Source organism: Bacteroides ilei (assembly GCF_900128495.1).
Taxonomy (GTDB): Bacteria; Bacteroidota; Bacteroidia; order Bacteroidales; family Bacteroidaceae; genus Phocaeicola; species Phocaeicola ilei.
Genome location: NZ_LT635801.1, coordinates 2,611,480 through 2,627,168, shown reverse-complemented (window position 1 = coordinate 2,627,168; position 15,689 = coordinate 2,611,480). Strand labels below are relative to the sequence as shown.

The window sequence follows — 15,689 nt, the reverse complement described above, 5'->3', positions numbered from 1 at the left end:
GGTCTTATATTTTTTGATGCAAATGTAAGCACAATACAAGTATTTGTCGTACTTTTGTATTATTAATATTTACAAACGGATGGAACAACCCACTTCTTACGAATTGTTGAATAGAATAAATAGCCCGAAGGATTTGCGCCATCTTCCCGCCGAATCACTGCCGGAAATCTGCCATGAACTCCGACAGATGATCATTGATGAACTGTCACGCAACCCAGGACATTTTGGCTCGAGCTTAGGGGTCATTGAACTGACAGTTGCACTTCATTATACCTTCAATACGCCTTATGACCGCATCGTATGGGATGTAGGCCATCAGGCTTATGGACACAAGATTCTGACAGGCAGACGAGACCGCTTCTGTACAAACCGGAAGCTGAACGGTCTGTGCCCTTTCCCGTCACCGGCAGAAAGCGAATATGACACATTTACGTGCGGACACGCATCCAATTCCATATCGGCTGCCTTAGGTATGGCTGTAGCAGCTGCCAGAAAAGGAGAAGACGACCGCCATGTGGTGGCTGTCATAGGCGACGGTTCCATGAGCGGCGGACTTGCATTCGAAGGACTGAACAATGCATCATCCACCCCGAACAATCTGCTTATCATACTGAATGACAACAACATGGCCATCGACCGTAGCGTGGGTGGCATGAAACAATATCTGCTGAACCTCCAAACCTCTGAAAGATATAACAAGCTACGCTACAAGCTTTCACAAAAATTCCATGAATGGGGGATACTTACCGAGGAGCGCAAGAAAAGCCTGATACGGTTCAACAACAGCCTGAAATCGATGCTTACCCAGCAGCAGAATATCTTCGAAGGCATGAACATCCGCTACTTCGGCCCGGTAGACGGGCACGACGTACTGACGTTGACACGTGTCTTAAAAGAGATCAAAGACATGAAGGGGCCCAAACTCCTTCATGTACACACCGTCAAAGGCAAAGGATTCAAACCCGCCGAAGAAGAAGCCACCGTATGGCACGCTCCAGGCATTTTCGATAAGGAAACCGGAAAAAGGATCGTTGCCGACACTACAGGTATGCCTCCGTTATTCCAGGACGTATTCGGAAATACATTGCTGGAACTGGCACAGCAGAACGAAAAGATTATCGGTGTCACCCCGGCTATGCCGACAGGGTGCTCCATGAACATACTGATGAAAGCCATGCCCGACCGTGCGTTTGATGTGGGAATTGCAGAAGGGCATGCCGTTACCTTTTCGGGAGGGATGGCAAAAGAAGGACTGCTGCCATTCTGCAACATCTATTCCTCCTTCATGCAACGGGCATATGACAATGTGATCCACGACGTAGCCATACAGAAACTGAACGTAGTATTATGCCTCGACCGTGCGGGACTGGTAGGTGAAGACGGACCTACCCACCATGGAGTATTCGATATGGCCTACCTGCGCCCTATTCCGAACCTGATCATTTCTTCGCCTTACGATGAACACGAGTTGCGGAAGCTGATGTATACTGCCCAACTGCCCGACCAGGGACCGTTCGTTATCCGCTATCCCAAAGGAAAAGGTGTACTGACCGACTGGAAATGCAAACTGGAAGCGGTTGAAATAGGGAAAGGACGCATCATGAAAGAAGGGGAAGACCTGGCTGTCATTACCATAGGCCCTATAGGAAATACAGCAGCAAAAGCCATACAGAAAGCCGAGACAGAAACCGGAGGCAGCATCGCCCATTATGACTTGCGTTTCCTGAAACCGCTGGATGAGGAAATGCTACATTCCATCGGCAGGAAGTTCAAGAAAATCCTGACCATCGAAGACGGGGTATTGAAGGGAGGCATGGGAAGTGCCATTCTGGAATTCATGTCGAACAACAGCTATTACCCGGAAATCAGACGTTTGGGAATCCCCGACCGCTTCATACAGCATGGTCCTGTAAAAGACCTGTATGAAATCTGCGGACTCGGAGAAGACAATATATGTAACACTTTAAAACACATGCTGAATCTATGAAAATAATCATTGCCGGTGCCGGAAACGTCGGCACCCATTTGGCCAAACTTCTGTCTGGAGAAAAACAGGACATCATTCTGATGGATGAAGATGAAGAAAAGCTCAGCCGCATGGGTAACAACTTCGATCTGATGACAGTCAACCTGTCGCCCACATCCATATCAGGACTGAAAGAGGCAGGAGTGGCCGGAGCCGACCTGTTCATAGCCGTTACCCCCAATGAAAGTCAGAATATGACAGCATGTATGCTTGCGACCAGCCTGGGTGCCAAGAAAACAGTAGCCCGTATCGACAATTATGAATACCTGCTGCCCAAGCACAAGGAGTTTTTCGCCAAACTGGGAGTCGACTCTCTGATTTACCCCGAACTGCTGGCGGCCAAAGACATTGTCGACGCCGTGAAAATGAGCTGGATACGGCAATGGTGGGAATTTGCCGGCGGAGCTTTGGTCCTACTGGGAACCAAAATGCGTGAAAGCGCCGAAATCCTGAACGTACCTTTACATGAACTGGGAGGAAGAAACATCCCGTTCCATATTGTCGCCATAAAGCGTGGCAACGAAACCATCATCCCACGCGGTGACGATGTCATACAGCTATACGATATCGTATATTTCACCACAACTAAAAAATACATTCCCTACATACGGAAAATTGCCGGTAAGGAAAACTATGCCGATATCCGGAATGTCATGATAATGGGAGGAAGCCGGATAGCCGTCCGGACCGTCCAGTATATGCCCGAATATATGCGCAGCAAAATCATTGAATGTGACATTAACCGCTGCAACCGCCTGACGGAACTGGTAGACAATGATGTCATGATCATCAACGGTGACGGACGTGACATGGAACTGCTGATGGAAGAAGGCATCAAGAATACGGAAGCTTTCGTGGCCCTGACCGGCAGCTCCGAAACCAACATTCTGGCTTGTCTGGCAGCCAAACGTCTGGGTGTCAGCAAAACTGTGGCCGAAGTGGAAAATGTCGATTATATCAGCATGGCCGAAAGTCTGGATATCGGTACCGTCATCAATAAGAAATTCATAGCCGCCAGCCACATTTACCAGATGATGCTGGATGCAGACGTATCTAACGTGAAATGCCTCACTTTCGCCAACGCCGATGTAGCCGAGTTTGTAGTCAAGCCTAATGCCCGGATCACCCGCTGCCAGGTCAAGGATGCCGGACTTCCGAAAGGAGCTACAATCGGAGGACTGATCCGTAATGGAGAAGGAATCCTGGTAACCGGTAATACAACGATTCAGGAAAACGACCACGTAGTGGTTTTCTGCCTGGGCATGATGATAAAGAAGCTGGAAAAATTCTTCAACTGACATAAATGCCCGGTAACTTTTTAACATGACATGACAATTCTGACATTTTTTATTATATATATGCCCCTCACCGACCGAAAAAAATTACTATCTTTGCAGCGTTTTTCAATAGGTGCGACATGGGTAAACGGACTGAGACTATTATAATTTTCGTTCTGATCCTTATAATGAATCTTATTATAGGGCTTTCTTTCAACACATCGGATCCGGCAGGCTCCAAACAGGCTTGTCAGAATACTCCAGTATCCCCACAAGCACAATTCGAATCTCCGCAGGATCCTCTGACAAAGACTATTGAATACCTTCTTCTTCAAAAGAACTCCAACCAGCCGGTTCAAACGGTATCAATTCCCCATCCTGACACATACAACACAAAATCAACGTTATATACTACAACGTCGCCCCTCATAACCATAGACTTATCCCCTTCATACACGACCGGCAAGGCATATTACCCTCCGTATGCCGCCAGGAGACACTCCTGCAATTATATCTATCTGCTGGAACATATCATAATCTAGAAATCTGATTCCATCCAATAAACACAATCGTATGCCGGTAAAAGCGTTTTATCGGCAGGTATCTTATTTTTTGAATCATTCAAATTAAAATTATATATGTTTTTTACATTTTTAGTTGTAGTTATTCTTACAGCCATTGCATTGGTTGTTGCGGCCATGACGATTGCAAAACTGATTGCCCCGCGCTCAACCAATCCGCAGAAAGGTGAGCCGTATGAATGCGGTATTCCGACCCGAGGCAAGAGCTGGGTGCAGTTCAAGGTAGGTTACTACCTTTTTGCCATCCTCTTCCTGATGTTCGACATTGAAACCGTATTCCTGTTCCCGTGGGCTGTAGTTGTACAGGAAGTAGGAACATATGCATTGGTATGCATCGGCTTCTTCCTGGTGGTATTAATTTTAGGCCTGGCTTATGCCTGGAAGAAAGGAGCGCTGGAATGGAAGTAAAGAAACGTACCGCTATCCGTTCAATGGAGTACGATGAATTCAAGAACAACGACTATCTTGAAAGAATGGTCGACGAGCTGAACCGTGACGGCGCAGGAATCATACTCAGCACCATAGACGAAGTGATCAACTGGGGACGGAGCAACTCCCTCTGGACATTGAACTTCGGTACCAGCTGCTGTGCAATAGAATTCATGGCTTTGGGCGCCGCCCGCTACGATATGGCACGGTTCGGTTTTGAAGTAACACGTAACTCCCCCCGCCAGGCAGACCTCATCATGGTTATGGGTACCATTACCTACAAGATGGCTCCGGTACTGAAACGTCTTTATGACCAGATGGCCGAACCTAAATATGTAGTTGCCGTAGGAGGTTGTACAATCTCCGGAGGCCCGTTTATCAAATCATACCATGTAGTAAACGGTATCGACAAGATTATCCCTGTAGATGTATTTATTCCCGGATGTCCTCCACGCCCGGAAGCATTCTATTACGGAATGATGCAGTTGCAGCGCAAAATAAAAGTAGAGAAATTCCTGGGCGCCAACCGCCAGAAAGAAGAACCGAAAGAAGAAAAATAATTTAGCCGATTATTACATATGATGAATATACAAGAAAAAATATTACAGCTGGTTCCCGATGCAACCATCACCGGGCAAGGGGAAACGGTCATAACCATCCCGGTCGACTCTTTCCGTAAAGTAGCGGAAGCGTTACGCCACGACAAAGAGGAGCCGATGGACTACTTACGCGACATAGTAGGTATGGATTGGGGAGAAGCCGGCCTGGGAGCACTCTATTATCTGGAATCAAGCAAAACATATGCACGGGTAGTATTGAAAACATTGACACCCGACCGCGAAAATGCATTTATCCCTTCAGTATACGACTTATGGAAAACAGCGGAAATCAAGGAGCGTGAAGTATACGATTTCTTCGGTATCCGCTTCCTGAACCATCCGGACATGCGACGGATCTTCCTCCGTGAGGACTGGGTAGGTTATCCGCTCCGCAAAGATTACGACATGAATTCGAATCCGCTGAATATGGAAAACGAAGAAAATGCCGACGAGACCGACGAATATTACCTGAATCCGGACGGAACCATAGCCGACAAGAAGAACATTCTTTTCAACCAGAAGGATTTCGTGATCAATATAGGTCCGCAGCACCCTTCTACCCACGGAGTACTCCGTATGCGTACCTCACTGGATGGAGAAACAATCTGCAAGATTGACCCGATCTGCGGATATATCCACCGCGGTGTAGAAAAGATCAGTGAAAGTCTGACATATCCGCAGACATTGGCCATGACCGACCGTCTGGACTACCTGAGTGCCAACCAGAACCGCCACGCCCTCTGCATGTGTATCGAGAAGGCTGCCGGCATTGAAATCTCGGAACGTGCACAGTATATACGTACCATCATGGACGAGCTGCAACGTATCGACTCCCATTTGCTGTTCTACTCCTGCGTCGTAATGGATATGGGTGGACTTACCCCGTTCTTCTATGGCTTCCGTGAACGTGAGATGGTTCTCGATATTCTGGAAGAAACTACCGGAGGACGCCTCATCCAGAATTATAACATGATAGGTGGTGTACAGGCCGACCTGCATCCGGATTTCCAGCGTAAAGTAAAAGAGTTCATCAAACATATGCGTAGTGTCATCAAAGACTACCATGACATATTTACAGGCAACGTCATTGCCGAAACCCGTCTGAAAGGTGTAGGAGTACTTACTAAGGAACAAGTCATTTCCTTGGGCGCGACAGGAGGTACCGGAAGAGCCTCCGGATGGGCCAACGATGTGCGCAAGCACCATCCGTACGGGGTGTACGACAAAGTCGACTTCAAGGAAATCCTTTATACGGAAGGCGATTCATTCGCCCGCTACATGGTCCGTATGGATGAAATTCTGGAATCCTGCAACATACTTGAACAACTTATCGACAATATTCCGGAAGGCGAATTCCGCGTCAAGACCAAACCTATCATCAAATTACCGGAAGGCAACTTCTCGGCATCGGTTGAAAGCAGCCGTGGCGAATTCGGGGTCATGATCGAAAGCCATGGAGACAAATCGCCCTACCGTCTCCACTACCGCTCCACAGGACTTCCTCTGGTTCATTCGATGGATACAGCCTGTAGAGGAAATAAAATAGCCGACCTGATTGCAATCGGTGCAACACTCGACTATGTAGTGCCAGACATTGACAGATAAATAATCTTAATAAAAAAATTATGAACCAGTCATTTTTAGATTACTATAACCTGCAGCCGCTTTTCATGGCTATCCATTCTGCCCTGTGCAGTGTTATGCCCGAAGGGTTGGCTATCTTCCTGGAAGGATTAGTTGTAGGCGTGATTATACTAGTGCTCTATGCCGTACTTGCCATCGTCCTCATATACATGGAACGTAAGGTCTGTGCAGCATTCCAGTGCCGTATAGGCCCGAACCGCGTAGGCGGTAAAGGAGGTCTCCTCCAGGTCCCTGCCGACGTATTGAAAATCCTGACCAAGGAAATCATCGAATTAAAGAATTCCGACCATTTCCTTTATAATCTGGCTCCTTTTCTCGTAATCCTTGCTTCCATCCTGACATTTTCCTGTCTGCCATGGAACAAAGGAGGTGAAATACTTCACATGAATATCGGTATATTCTTCGTGCTGGCCGCATCTTCCATCGGTGTGTTGGGAATCCTGCTGGCCGGTTGGAGCAGTAACAGCAAATACACCATCATCGGTGCGGTACGAAGCGGTGCGATGATCATCAGCTATGAGCTGTCTATCGGACTTACCGTACTGACAATGGTCATGATGAGCGGGACAATGGACATACAGGAAATCGTAACTTCCCAGGCTAACGGATGGAACATCTTCAAAGGACATATTGTTGCCATCGCCGCTTTCATCATCTACCTGATTGCCGGTAATGCTGAAGCGAACCGTGGCCCGTTCGACCTGGCCGAAGCGGAACAGGAACTGACAGCCGGTTACCATACCGAATACTCCGGCATGCACTTCGGTTTCTTCTACCTGGCCGAATACCTGAACTTGTTCATCACCGCAGGTATCGCCACTACACTTTTCCTGGGAGGCTGGATGCCGTTCCATATAGCCGGACTTGACGGATTCAACGCAGTAATGGACTATATCCCGGGAGTTATCTGGTTTGTAGGTAAAACATTCTTCATCGTATTCCTGCTTATGTGGATCCGCTGGACATTCCCGCGTCTGCGTATTGACCAGGTACTGACACTGGAATGGAAATACCTCATGCCGGCATCCCTATTGGTTCTTTTACTGATGACCATTTGTAAAGTTTTTGGTTTAGTTTTTTGAAATAAACAGCTATGAGTAATTTTAAAGAATATATAGAAGGATATGCTTCCGGCATCAAGAGCCTGTTGATAGGCATGCGCACCTCTATGAAAGTTTTCTGGCAGCCGAAGGTTACCGAACAATATCCCGAGAACCGCCATACGACACTTCATATCCCGGAACGTCATCGTGGACGGTTGGTAATGATCCACGATGCAGAAAACCATCACCACTGCATTGCCTGCGGACTTTGCCAGATGGCTTGCCCGAACGGAACCATCAAAGTAGTTTCGGAAATGCGTGAAGACGAAGAAGGAAAAAAGAAAAAGGTTCTAGTGAAATACGAATATAATCTCGGATCCTGCATGTTCTGCCAGTTGTGCACAAATGCATGTCCGCACCACGCCATCGAATTCACCAACGACTTTGAAAACGCGGTGTTCGAAAAAGAGAAACTCGTCATGACACTGAACCATGAAGGTTCAACATTAGCTAAATAAAAAGAATATGGGAATAACACTTCAAGAAATCGTATTCTATGTAGTAGCTGCCGCTATCATGGTCTGCTCAATATTATCTGTAACGACAGGTAAAATTCTGCGCGCCGCTACTTACCTGCTGTTTGTGCTGTTCGGAACAGGAGCCATTTACGGTATCCTGGGATATACCTTTCTGGGAGCCGTCCAGTTGATGGTCTACGCCGGAGGTATCGTAGTACTTTATGTATTTTCAATCCTGCTGACCCAGTCGGACAAGAATATGAAATACAAAATAGGTAAAGCCAAGCTGGTCAGCGTACTGCTCACCACCCTCATAGGTGCAGCCCTGGTACTTTTCCTGGTTTTCACGAACGGTTTCGCCCTGAACATGATACCGCAAGGAGAGGAACTTCCAGCACGTGAAATCGGGTTGGATCTGATCGGGACCGGAAAATATCAGTATGTACTGCCGTTCGAAGTTGTAGGCGTATTATTACTGGCATGTATGATCGGTGGTATTCTTATCGCCCGTAAAAACAAAGAAGAGGAGGAAAAATAAGTATGGAAATAGAAATTCATGTAATACATTACCTGGTCATCAGTACTGTAATGATGTTTTGCGGAATCTATGGCTTCTTTACTCGAAAGAACCTGCTGGCATTGCTCATCTCGGTTGAGCTCATGCTGAATGCAACCAACATCAACTTTGCCGTATTCAACCGCTATTTGTTTCCGGGAGAATTGGAAGGACATTTCTTCAGCCTGTTCGGAATAGCCATAGCCGCCGCAGAAACAGCTGTTGCCATTGCTATCATCATTAATGTATACCGTAATATCAAGCAAGTACTTACCGATGATATTACCGACCTGAAAGGTTAACACGAGTATGAATTAAACTAACAGAAATCCTCATGGAATATACAATATTAATTCTTCTGCTTCCCGTACTGAGCTTCCTGATTCTGGGACTGGCCGGTATGTATATGAAGCATCGCGTAGCGGGATTCATCGGTACCCTGTCGCTTGCTGCGGTGGCCGTACTGAGTTATTTCACTGCGTTTAACTATTTTACGGCGCCACGTACTGCCGAAGGAGTGTATGCTACACTTACTCCGTGGAACATCGAATGGCTGCCGTTCACCAATTCACTGCACATCGACATGGGTATCATGCTGGACCCCATTTCTGTCATGATGCTGGTTGTCATCAGTACCGTGTCACTCATGGTCCACATCTACTCCTTCGGCTATATGAAAGGTGAGAAAGGATTCCAACGCTACTACGCTTTCCTTTCTCTATTTACCTTCTCCATGTTAGGCCTGGTTGTCGCAACAAACATTTTCCAGATGTACGTATTCTGGGAGCTGGTAGGTGTATCTTCCTATCTGCTGATCGGTTTCTACTATACCAAGCCGGAAGCTATCGCAGCCAGTAAGAAGGCCTTTATCGTAACCCGTTTCGCCGATTTAGGTTTCCTGATTGGCATCCTGATCTACGGATATTACATGCAGACCTTCACATTCAGTCCGAGTGAAGAACAGCTCATGAAAGCCGGCATGGTCTTACCCTGGGCTTTAGGACTGATGTTTGTGGGTGGTGCCGGTAAGAGCGCCATGTTCCCGTTACATATCTGGTTACCCGACGCCATGGAAGGCCCTACTCCGGTATCTGCATTGATCCATGCGGCCACCATGGTTGTAGCCGGTGTCTATATGGTAGCCCGTATGTTCCCGCTGTTCATCGGCTTTGCTCCCGGAACATTACATTGGGTGGCATACATAGGTGCCTTCACAGCCTTCTATGCCGCATCGGTTGCATGTGCCCAAAGCGATATCAAACGTGTCCTTGCCTTTTCTACCATCTCACAGATAGGCTTCATGATGGTTGCTTTAGGCGTATGCACCGCTATGAATCCTCATGAAGGCGGCTTAGGATATATGGCCAGTATGTTCCACTTGTTTACACATGCCATGTTCAAAGCTCTCCTGTTCCTGGGTGCCGGTTGTATCATCCATGCCGTACATAGTAACGAAATGGAAACAATGGGAGGCCTGCACAAATATATGCCTGTCACCCATATCACATTCGGTATCGCATGTCTGGCCATTGCAGGTATCCCTCCATTTTCCGGATTCTTCTCAAAAGACGAAATATTGACAGCCTGCTTCCAGTTCAGCCCGGTAATCGGCTGGATCATGGCCATCATTGCCGGAATGACAGCATTCTATATGTTCCGCCTATATTACTGCATCTTCTGGGGCAAAGAAAACAAGGAACTCCATGCAGCACACACGCCACATGAAAGTCCGCTTACAATGACATTCCCACTGATGTTTCTGGCCCTGGTAACTATTGTTGCCGGATTTATCCCATTCGGTCACTTCATCTCCGCAAACGGAGAATCATACGACATTCACCTGAATACACAGGTAGCCGTAACCAGCATCATCATTGCCATCATAGGTATTGCTCTGGCTACGTGGATGTATGCACGCGAAAAACAGCCGGTTGCCGAAATGCTGGCACGCCGCTTCAGCACCTTGCATCGAGCTGCCTACAAACGCTTCTATATGGATGAGATCTGGCTCTTCGTAACCAAAAAGATCATTTTTCGTTGCGTTTCCACTCCGCTGGCATGGTTCGACCGTCATGTTATCGACCAGTTCATGAACTTCATGGCCTGGTGTACAAATGCAGCCGGCGAAACCGTACAGCCTATCCAGAGCGGAAAAGTACAAAGCTATACCATGTGGTTCTTAGGTGGTATCATTGTACTTACTGCCGTATTATTGTTAGTATAACCAGGGTATGCATCAATCCGCTAAAACCGGAATGACGCGCCAAAAGAAAAAGTAAACAAGAAAATGAATATACTGAGTCTTTTCGTATTGATTCCTCTGCTGATGCTGCTCGGGTTATGGATTGCCCGGAACGTCAATCAGGTTCGAGGAGTAATGGTGGCAGGATCATCCATTCTGCTGGTTCTTGCTGCCTATCTGACTATATCCTATATAGGATTACGTAACGGAGGTGCCACTGATGAGATGCTTTTCACCGACAGTATCACCTGGTACGCCCCACTGAACATCGCCTACTCAGTCGGAGTAGACGGAATATCTGTTGTGATGCTGCTGCTGAGCTCCATCATCGTATTTACCGGTACATTCGCTTCATGGAAACTGAAACCGTTGACAAAAGAATATTTCCTTTGGTTTACTCTGTTGAGTACCGGTGTTTTCGGTTTCTTCATTTCGACCGACCTGTTCACCATGTTCATGTTTTATGAAGTGGCACTGATACCAATGTATCTGCTGATCGGTGTCTGGGGAAGCGGCAAGAAAGAATATGCAGCCATGAAACTGACCCTGATGTTAATGGGAGGATCTGCCTTCCTGCTGATCGGTATTCTCGGAATCTACTATGGTGCCGGAGCCGAAACCATGAATATTCTGGAAATTGTAAAGCATCAGATTCCTACCGAAATGCAACGCATATTCTTCCCGATGGTATTCCTCGGATTCGGCGTTCTGGGAGCCCTGTTCCCGTTCCATACATGGAGTCCTGACGGTCACGCTTCAGCCCCTACAGCAGTATCTATGTTGCATGCAGGTGTACTAATGAAACTGGGTGGTTACGGATGCTTCCGCATAGCCATGTTCCTGATGCCTACCGGAGCTGCTATCTGGGGAGATTTCTTCCTGGTTCTTACTACTATTTCGGTCGTTTACGGTGCCTTCAGTGCAGTGGTACAGACCGACCTGAAATACATCAATGCCTACTCTTCCGTAAGCCATTGCGGCCTCGTACTTTTTGCCTTACTGATGATGACTAAAGTCAGCGCAACTGGTGCTATCCTGCAAATGCTGAGCCACGGATTGATGACGGCCCTCTTCTTTGCCTTGATCGGTATGATCTACGGCCGCACCCACACCCGAGACATCCGCCAGTTAAACGGACTGATGAAGATCATGCCTTTCCTGGCTGTAGGATATGTCATTGCCGGTCTTGCCAACCTGGGTCTGCCAGGCTTGAGCGGATTCATCGCAGAAATGACCGTATTCGTCGGATCATTCCAGAATCCGGATACATTCCACCGTGTATGCACCATCGTAGCAACGATGAGTATCGTAATCACCGCTGTCTACATTCTGCGTGTAGTAGGTAAAATCCTATACGGAACTTGTAAGAATCCGGAACATCTGAAACTGACCGACGCAACCTGGGACGAACGCTTTGCCGTTATCTGCCTGATCATTGCTGTAGCCGGTCTGGGACTGGCCCCATATTGGGTAAGCCATGTTATCAGCGGCAGTGTTGAACCAATCATTTCACAATTAATACATTAATCTTGAAATATGGATATAAGTGCAATATTCTCCATGCAGGCAGAAATCAGTCTGGCCATCATCCTGATAGTCATACTGCTTGCCGACCTGATATTAAAAGCGCCTAACCACAAAGCGCTTCAGACATTATCTTGCGGCCTTCTGATTGTCCAGATTGTGCTGAACATAGTTCCTACTACGGCCGAAGCCTTCGGAGGCATGTATCAAAGTACACCGATGGCATCAGTCGTCAAGACCATACTGACTACAGGTACTTTACTTGTATTCCTCCAGGCCGATACATGGCTGTCACGTAAAGACACCCGCTTCAAGGCCGGTGAATTCTACCTGCTGACACTTTCTACTCTTTTAGGTATGTACTACATGGTCAGTGCGGGAAACTTCCTGCTGTTCTACGTAGGACTGGAGCTTGCCAGCATTCCGATGGCATGTCTGGTTGCATTCGACAGATTCCGTCATCACAGCGCCGAAGCCGGAGCTAAATTCATTCTGAATGCCATGTTCTCATCCGGACTGATGCTATATGGACTGTCACTCATCTACGGAACATGCGGAACCATGTATTTCGATGACATTGTCACGGTAATTTCCGGGACTCCACTCCAGATTATGGCCATGGTATTCTTCTTTGCAGGCCTCGGATTCAAACTGAGCCTGGTACCATTCCACATGTGGACACCAGATACCTATCAAGGAGCACCCACAACAGTCAGTGCTTACCTTTCAGTCATATCAAAAGGTGCAGCAGCATTTGCCCTGATGAGTATCCTTCTGAAAGTGTTCGCCCCTATGGCCGACAGCTGGGAATTGATGCTGAGTATCGTAGTAGTTCTCACCATTACCATAGCCAACATTTTTGCTATCCTGCAGAAAGACCTGAAACGGTTCATGGCTTACAGTAGTATCTCTCAGGCAGGCTATATCATGCTGGCAGTAATGGGAGCTTCTGCACAAGGCATGGCCTCACTGGTATATTATGTAGTGGTATATATCGTAGCTAATCTGGCTGTATTCGGTGTCATAAACACCATTGAACAGCACAATAACGGAACGGTAGACAGAGATGCCTATAATGGACTATACAAGACGAACCCGAAACTGAGTTTTGTAATGACACTGGCCCTGTTCTCACTGGCCGGTATCCCACCGTTTGCCGGATTCTTCTCCAAGTTTTTCGTATTTGCATCCGCATTTCACGGAGGACACTGGCTGGTAGTATTCTTGGCATTGGTCAATACAATCATCTCACTGTACTATTACCTGCTTATTGTAAAAGCCATGTACATTACTCCCAACGATAACCCTTTGCCAACGTTCAAAAGCAGTGCACTGACACGTGCCAGCCTCTTCATCTGCCTGCTAGGTGTTATCCTGCTGGGTATCTGCAGTACGGTATACCAGATGCTTTCCAATACAGCCCTAATGTAAAAGAAACAAACCTATTATAATCCGGATCAGGTACAGACAACAATCCGTACCTGATCCTTTTTTATATCCAATACTGATACTTTAACAACTGAAATGAAAAAACACGTTGATGAAGCGGATTCTTTTTAATACATTTGCCACCAAAACAACAAAAAGATACTAAATTTATGTATCCCTTAAAATTCAGGCCCATTCTTAAGACTACAATCTGGGGCGGAAACAAGATAATTCCGTTCAAGCATCTCACCAACCGGCAAGAGCAGGTAGGCGAAAGCTGGGAAATATCCGATGTCCCGGGCAATGAATCCATTGTTGCCAACGGCAGTGATGCCGGCAAGAGTCTCACAGACATAATACACGAATACCGGGGAAAACTGGTAGGTGAAGAAAATTACAGACGTTTCAATGGAAAATTTCCACTGCTGGTCAAATTTATTGACGCAAAGGCAGATCTTTCCATTCAGGTACATCCAAATGATGAACTGGCTATGAAACGCCATAATTCCATGGGAAAGACTGAAATGTGGTACGTCATCAGTAACGGAGACGGGAATTCACGTATCTGTCCCGGACTGAAACAGCATATCACTCCCGAACAATACACACAGATGGTGGCAGACAATACCATCTGCAATGTCCTTTCCGAATATACCGTCAAGCCGGGAGACGTATTCTTCCTGCCCGCCGGACGTATCCATAGCATCGGCGCAGGTTGCCTGATAGCCGAAATTCAACAGACATCCGACATCACCTACCGTATTTATGACTTTAACCGTAAAGACAAGGATGGAAATCCACGTGAACTGCATACCGAACTGGCAAAAGAGGCTATCAACTACACGGTAGAAAAGGACTATCGAACGCCTTATACACCGAAAATGAACGAACCGGTAGAACTGGTTGCATGCCCCTACTTCACAACCTGCCTTTATGACTTGACGGAAAACATGACTATGGACTACAAGGAACTGGACTCATTCGTAATCTATGTATGTCTGGAAGGTTCGTGTACTATTACCGACAATAACGGATACAGACTGGAGCTAAAATCGGGTGAATCCGTTTTGTTCCCCGCAACAACCGAAAGCCTTTCAGTTATCCCTGACCATCATGTGAAGTTTCTCGAGACATACGTATAAGTATCTTTATCCGGGCCCGATATCTTTTTGGCACAAAACATTTGGTAATTCATTTGCAAACATCTATCTTTGCACCACAAATACTCATCATTCGGGGTTGACTGGATTTGACAGCGAGAGATGTGGTATGTAAGCATGCAGTGCGTCAGTGATTTGCACTATAATCTCAGTTACTGAACTTTTATCTGGCAACGAATCTTATGCTCTCGCTGCTTAATCGAAGTATAGTAGATTAACTTTATTTCCGTCACAGTGATGGAAACGAGACATCGCTCAAAAGCTCTTGTTCCGAGGCGTTTGGTAAAGCGGTGCAGTAAAATCGGGAATAGTTCCAGCCTTGTTCCGCAGTTGGAATGAAATTTTAGGAACTAAGGCGCAAGTAGGTGGCTCTGGTCTTGCTTACGCACGAAAACCGAAGGCAGAGATAAGCATGTAGAAAGCATATGGCTTCCTTGTTTGGACGAGGGTTCGAATCCCTCCAGCTCCACAAATGTATTTTTAAGGCCGCTGATTTTCAGCGGTTTTTTTATGTTCTCTTGTTTTGTATATTAATTGACTTCTCCAAGTCAAGTCAAATAAAGTAAATTACCAATGCATTTCCCTTTTCAGTGGCTTCAGATATCCTTATATAACGAAATCCCCTTATCAGCTTACAGAAACAAGCTCAATAAGGGGATTTA

The 15,689-nt window shown here is 46.7% G+C and carries 13 protein-coding genes and 1 other RNA gene; all 14 read left to right on the top strand.

Annotated features, from left to right (window positions below; genetic code table 11):
• Nucleotides 1-79: 79 nt before the first annotated feature.
• Nucleotides 80-1,987, top strand: a complete 1,908-nt coding sequence (gene dxs, locus BQ7489_RS11290; protein ID WP_072531082.1) for a 1-deoxy-D-xylulose-5-phosphate synthase — start codon at nt 80-82, stop codon at nt 1,985-1,987.
• Nucleotides 1,984-3,324: a Trk system potassium transporter TrkA gene (gene trkA / locus BQ7489_RS11285; protein ID WP_072531081.1), complete on the top strand. Its 1,341-nt coding sequence runs from the start codon at nt 1,984-1,986 to the stop codon at nt 3,322-3,324. Before dxs ends, trkA begins: the two co-directional genes overlap by 4 nt.
• A 617-nt stretch (nt 3,325-3,941) precedes the next feature.
• Nucleotides 3,942-4,292 (top strand): NADH-quinone oxidoreductase subunit A, encoded by a 351-nt coding sequence (locus BQ7489_RS11275; protein WP_072531079.1) that lies wholly within the window; start codon nt 3,942-3,944, stop codon nt 4,290-4,292.
• A complete protein-coding gene (locus BQ7489_RS11270; RefSeq protein ID WP_072531078.1) occupies nt 4,283-4,873 on the top strand; it encodes an NADH-quinone oxidoreductase subunit B in 591 nt (196 codons plus the stop codon). The genes BQ7489_RS11275 and BQ7489_RS11270 overlap by 10 nt, the downstream gene beginning before the upstream one ends.
• A 21-nt stretch (nt 4,874-4,894) precedes the next feature.
• On the top strand, nt 4,895-6,517 hold the full coding sequence (locus BQ7489_RS11265; protein ID WP_072532152.1) for an NADH-quinone oxidoreductase subunit D-related protein: 1,623 nt from the start codon (nt 4,895-4,897) through the stop codon (nt 6,515-6,517).
• Between the two features lie 20 nt (nt 6,518-6,537).
• Entirely contained in the window at nt 6,538-7,638 is a 1,101-nt protein-coding gene (gene nuoH, locus BQ7489_RS11260; protein WP_072531077.1) for an NADH-quinone oxidoreductase subunit NuoH, read from the top strand.
• Nucleotides 7,639-7,649: 11 nt separating this feature from the next.
• On the top strand, nt 7,650-8,117 hold the full coding sequence (locus BQ7489_RS11255) for a 4Fe-4S binding protein (protein WP_072531076.1): 468 nt from the start codon (nt 7,650-7,652) through the stop codon (nt 8,115-8,117).
• Between the two features lie 7 nt (nt 8,118-8,124).
• On the top strand, nt 8,125-8,655 hold the full coding sequence (locus BQ7489_RS11250; protein ID WP_072531075.1) for an NADH-quinone oxidoreductase subunit J family protein: 531 nt from the start codon (nt 8,125-8,127) through the stop codon (nt 8,653-8,655).
• A 2-nt stretch (nt 8,656-8,657) separates the two neighbouring features.
• On the top strand, nt 8,658-8,975 hold the full coding sequence (nuoK, locus tag BQ7489_RS11245) for an NADH-quinone oxidoreductase subunit NuoK (protein ID WP_072531074.1): 318 nt from the start codon (nt 8,658-8,660) through the stop codon (nt 8,973-8,975).
• Nucleotides 8,976-9,007: 32 nt separating this feature from the next.
• Entirely contained in the window at nt 9,008-10,897 is a 1,890-nt protein-coding gene (gene nuoL, locus BQ7489_RS11240) for an NADH-quinone oxidoreductase subunit L (protein ID WP_072531073.1), read from the top strand.
• Nucleotides 10,898-10,960: 63 nt separating this feature from the next.
• A complete protein-coding gene (locus BQ7489_RS11235) occupies nt 10,961-12,442 on the top strand; it encodes a complex I subunit 4 family protein (RefSeq protein ID WP_072531072.1) in 1,482 nt (493 codons plus the stop codon).
• Nucleotides 12,443-12,451: 9 nt separating this feature from the next.
• Complete coding sequence (locus BQ7489_RS11230; protein ID WP_072531071.1) at nt 12,452-13,870, top strand: NADH-quinone oxidoreductase subunit N; 1,419 nt, start codon at nt 12,452-12,454, stop codon at nt 13,868-13,870.
• 167 nt (nt 13,871-14,037) lie between these two features.
• Nucleotides 14,038-15,009: a type I phosphomannose isomerase catalytic subunit gene (locus BQ7489_RS11225; protein ID WP_072531070.1), complete on the top strand. Its 972-nt coding sequence runs from the start codon at nt 14,038-14,040 to the stop codon at nt 15,007-15,009.
• Between the two features lie 93 nt (nt 15,010-15,102).
• Nucleotides 15,103-15,499: a transfer-messenger RNA gene (gene ssrA, locus BQ7489_RS11220) on the top strand.
• Nucleotides 15,500-15,689: the final 190 nt, after the last annotated feature.

Excerpts from the sequence above, each read along its gene's own strand:
- dxs (WP_072531082.1), top strand. The coding sequence starts at position 80 with ATGGAACAACCCACTTCTTACGAATTGTTGAATAGAATAAATAGCCCG.
- BQ7489_RS11250 (WP_072531075.1), top strand. The coding sequence starts at position 8,125 with ATGGGAATAACACTTCAAGAAATCGTATTCTATGTAGTAGCTGCCGCT.
- nuoL (WP_072531073.1), top strand. The coding sequence starts at position 9,008 with ATGGAATATACAATATTAATTCTTCTGCTTCCCGTACTGAGCTTCCTG.
- BQ7489_RS11265 (WP_072532152.1), top strand. The coding sequence starts at position 4,895 with ATGAATATACAAGAAAAAATATTACAGCTGGTTCCCGATGCAACCATC.
- BQ7489_RS11230 (WP_072531071.1), top strand. The coding sequence starts at position 12,452 with ATGGATATAAGTGCAATATTCTCCATGCAGGCAGAAATCAGTCTGGCC.
- BQ7489_RS11235 (WP_072531072.1), top strand. The coding sequence starts at position 10,961 with ATGAATATACTGAGTCTTTTCGTATTGATTCCTCTGCTGATGCTGCTC.
- trkA (WP_072531081.1), top strand. The coding sequence starts at position 1,984 with ATGAAAATAATCATTGCCGGTGCCGGAAACGTCGGCACCCATTTGGCC.
- BQ7489_RS11270 (WP_072531078.1), top strand. The coding sequence starts at position 4,283 with ATGGAAGTAAAGAAACGTACCGCTATCCGTTCAATGGAGTACGATGAA.
- nuoH (WP_072531077.1), top strand. The coding sequence starts at position 6,538 with ATGAACCAGTCATTTTTAGATTACTATAACCTGCAGCCGCTTTTCATG.
- nuoK (WP_072531074.1), top strand. The coding sequence starts at position 8,658 with ATGGAAATAGAAATTCATGTAATACATTACCTGGTCATCAGTACTGTA.
- BQ7489_RS11255 (WP_072531076.1), top strand. The coding sequence starts at position 7,650 with ATGAGTAATTTTAAAGAATATATAGAAGGATATGCTTCCGGCATCAAG.
- BQ7489_RS11225 (WP_072531070.1), top strand. The coding sequence starts at position 14,038 with ATGTATCCCTTAAAATTCAGGCCCATTCTTAAGACTACAATCTGGGGC.
- BQ7489_RS11275 (WP_072531079.1), top strand. The coding sequence starts at position 3,942 with ATGTTTTTTACATTTTTAGTTGTAGTTATTCTTACAGCCATTGCATTG.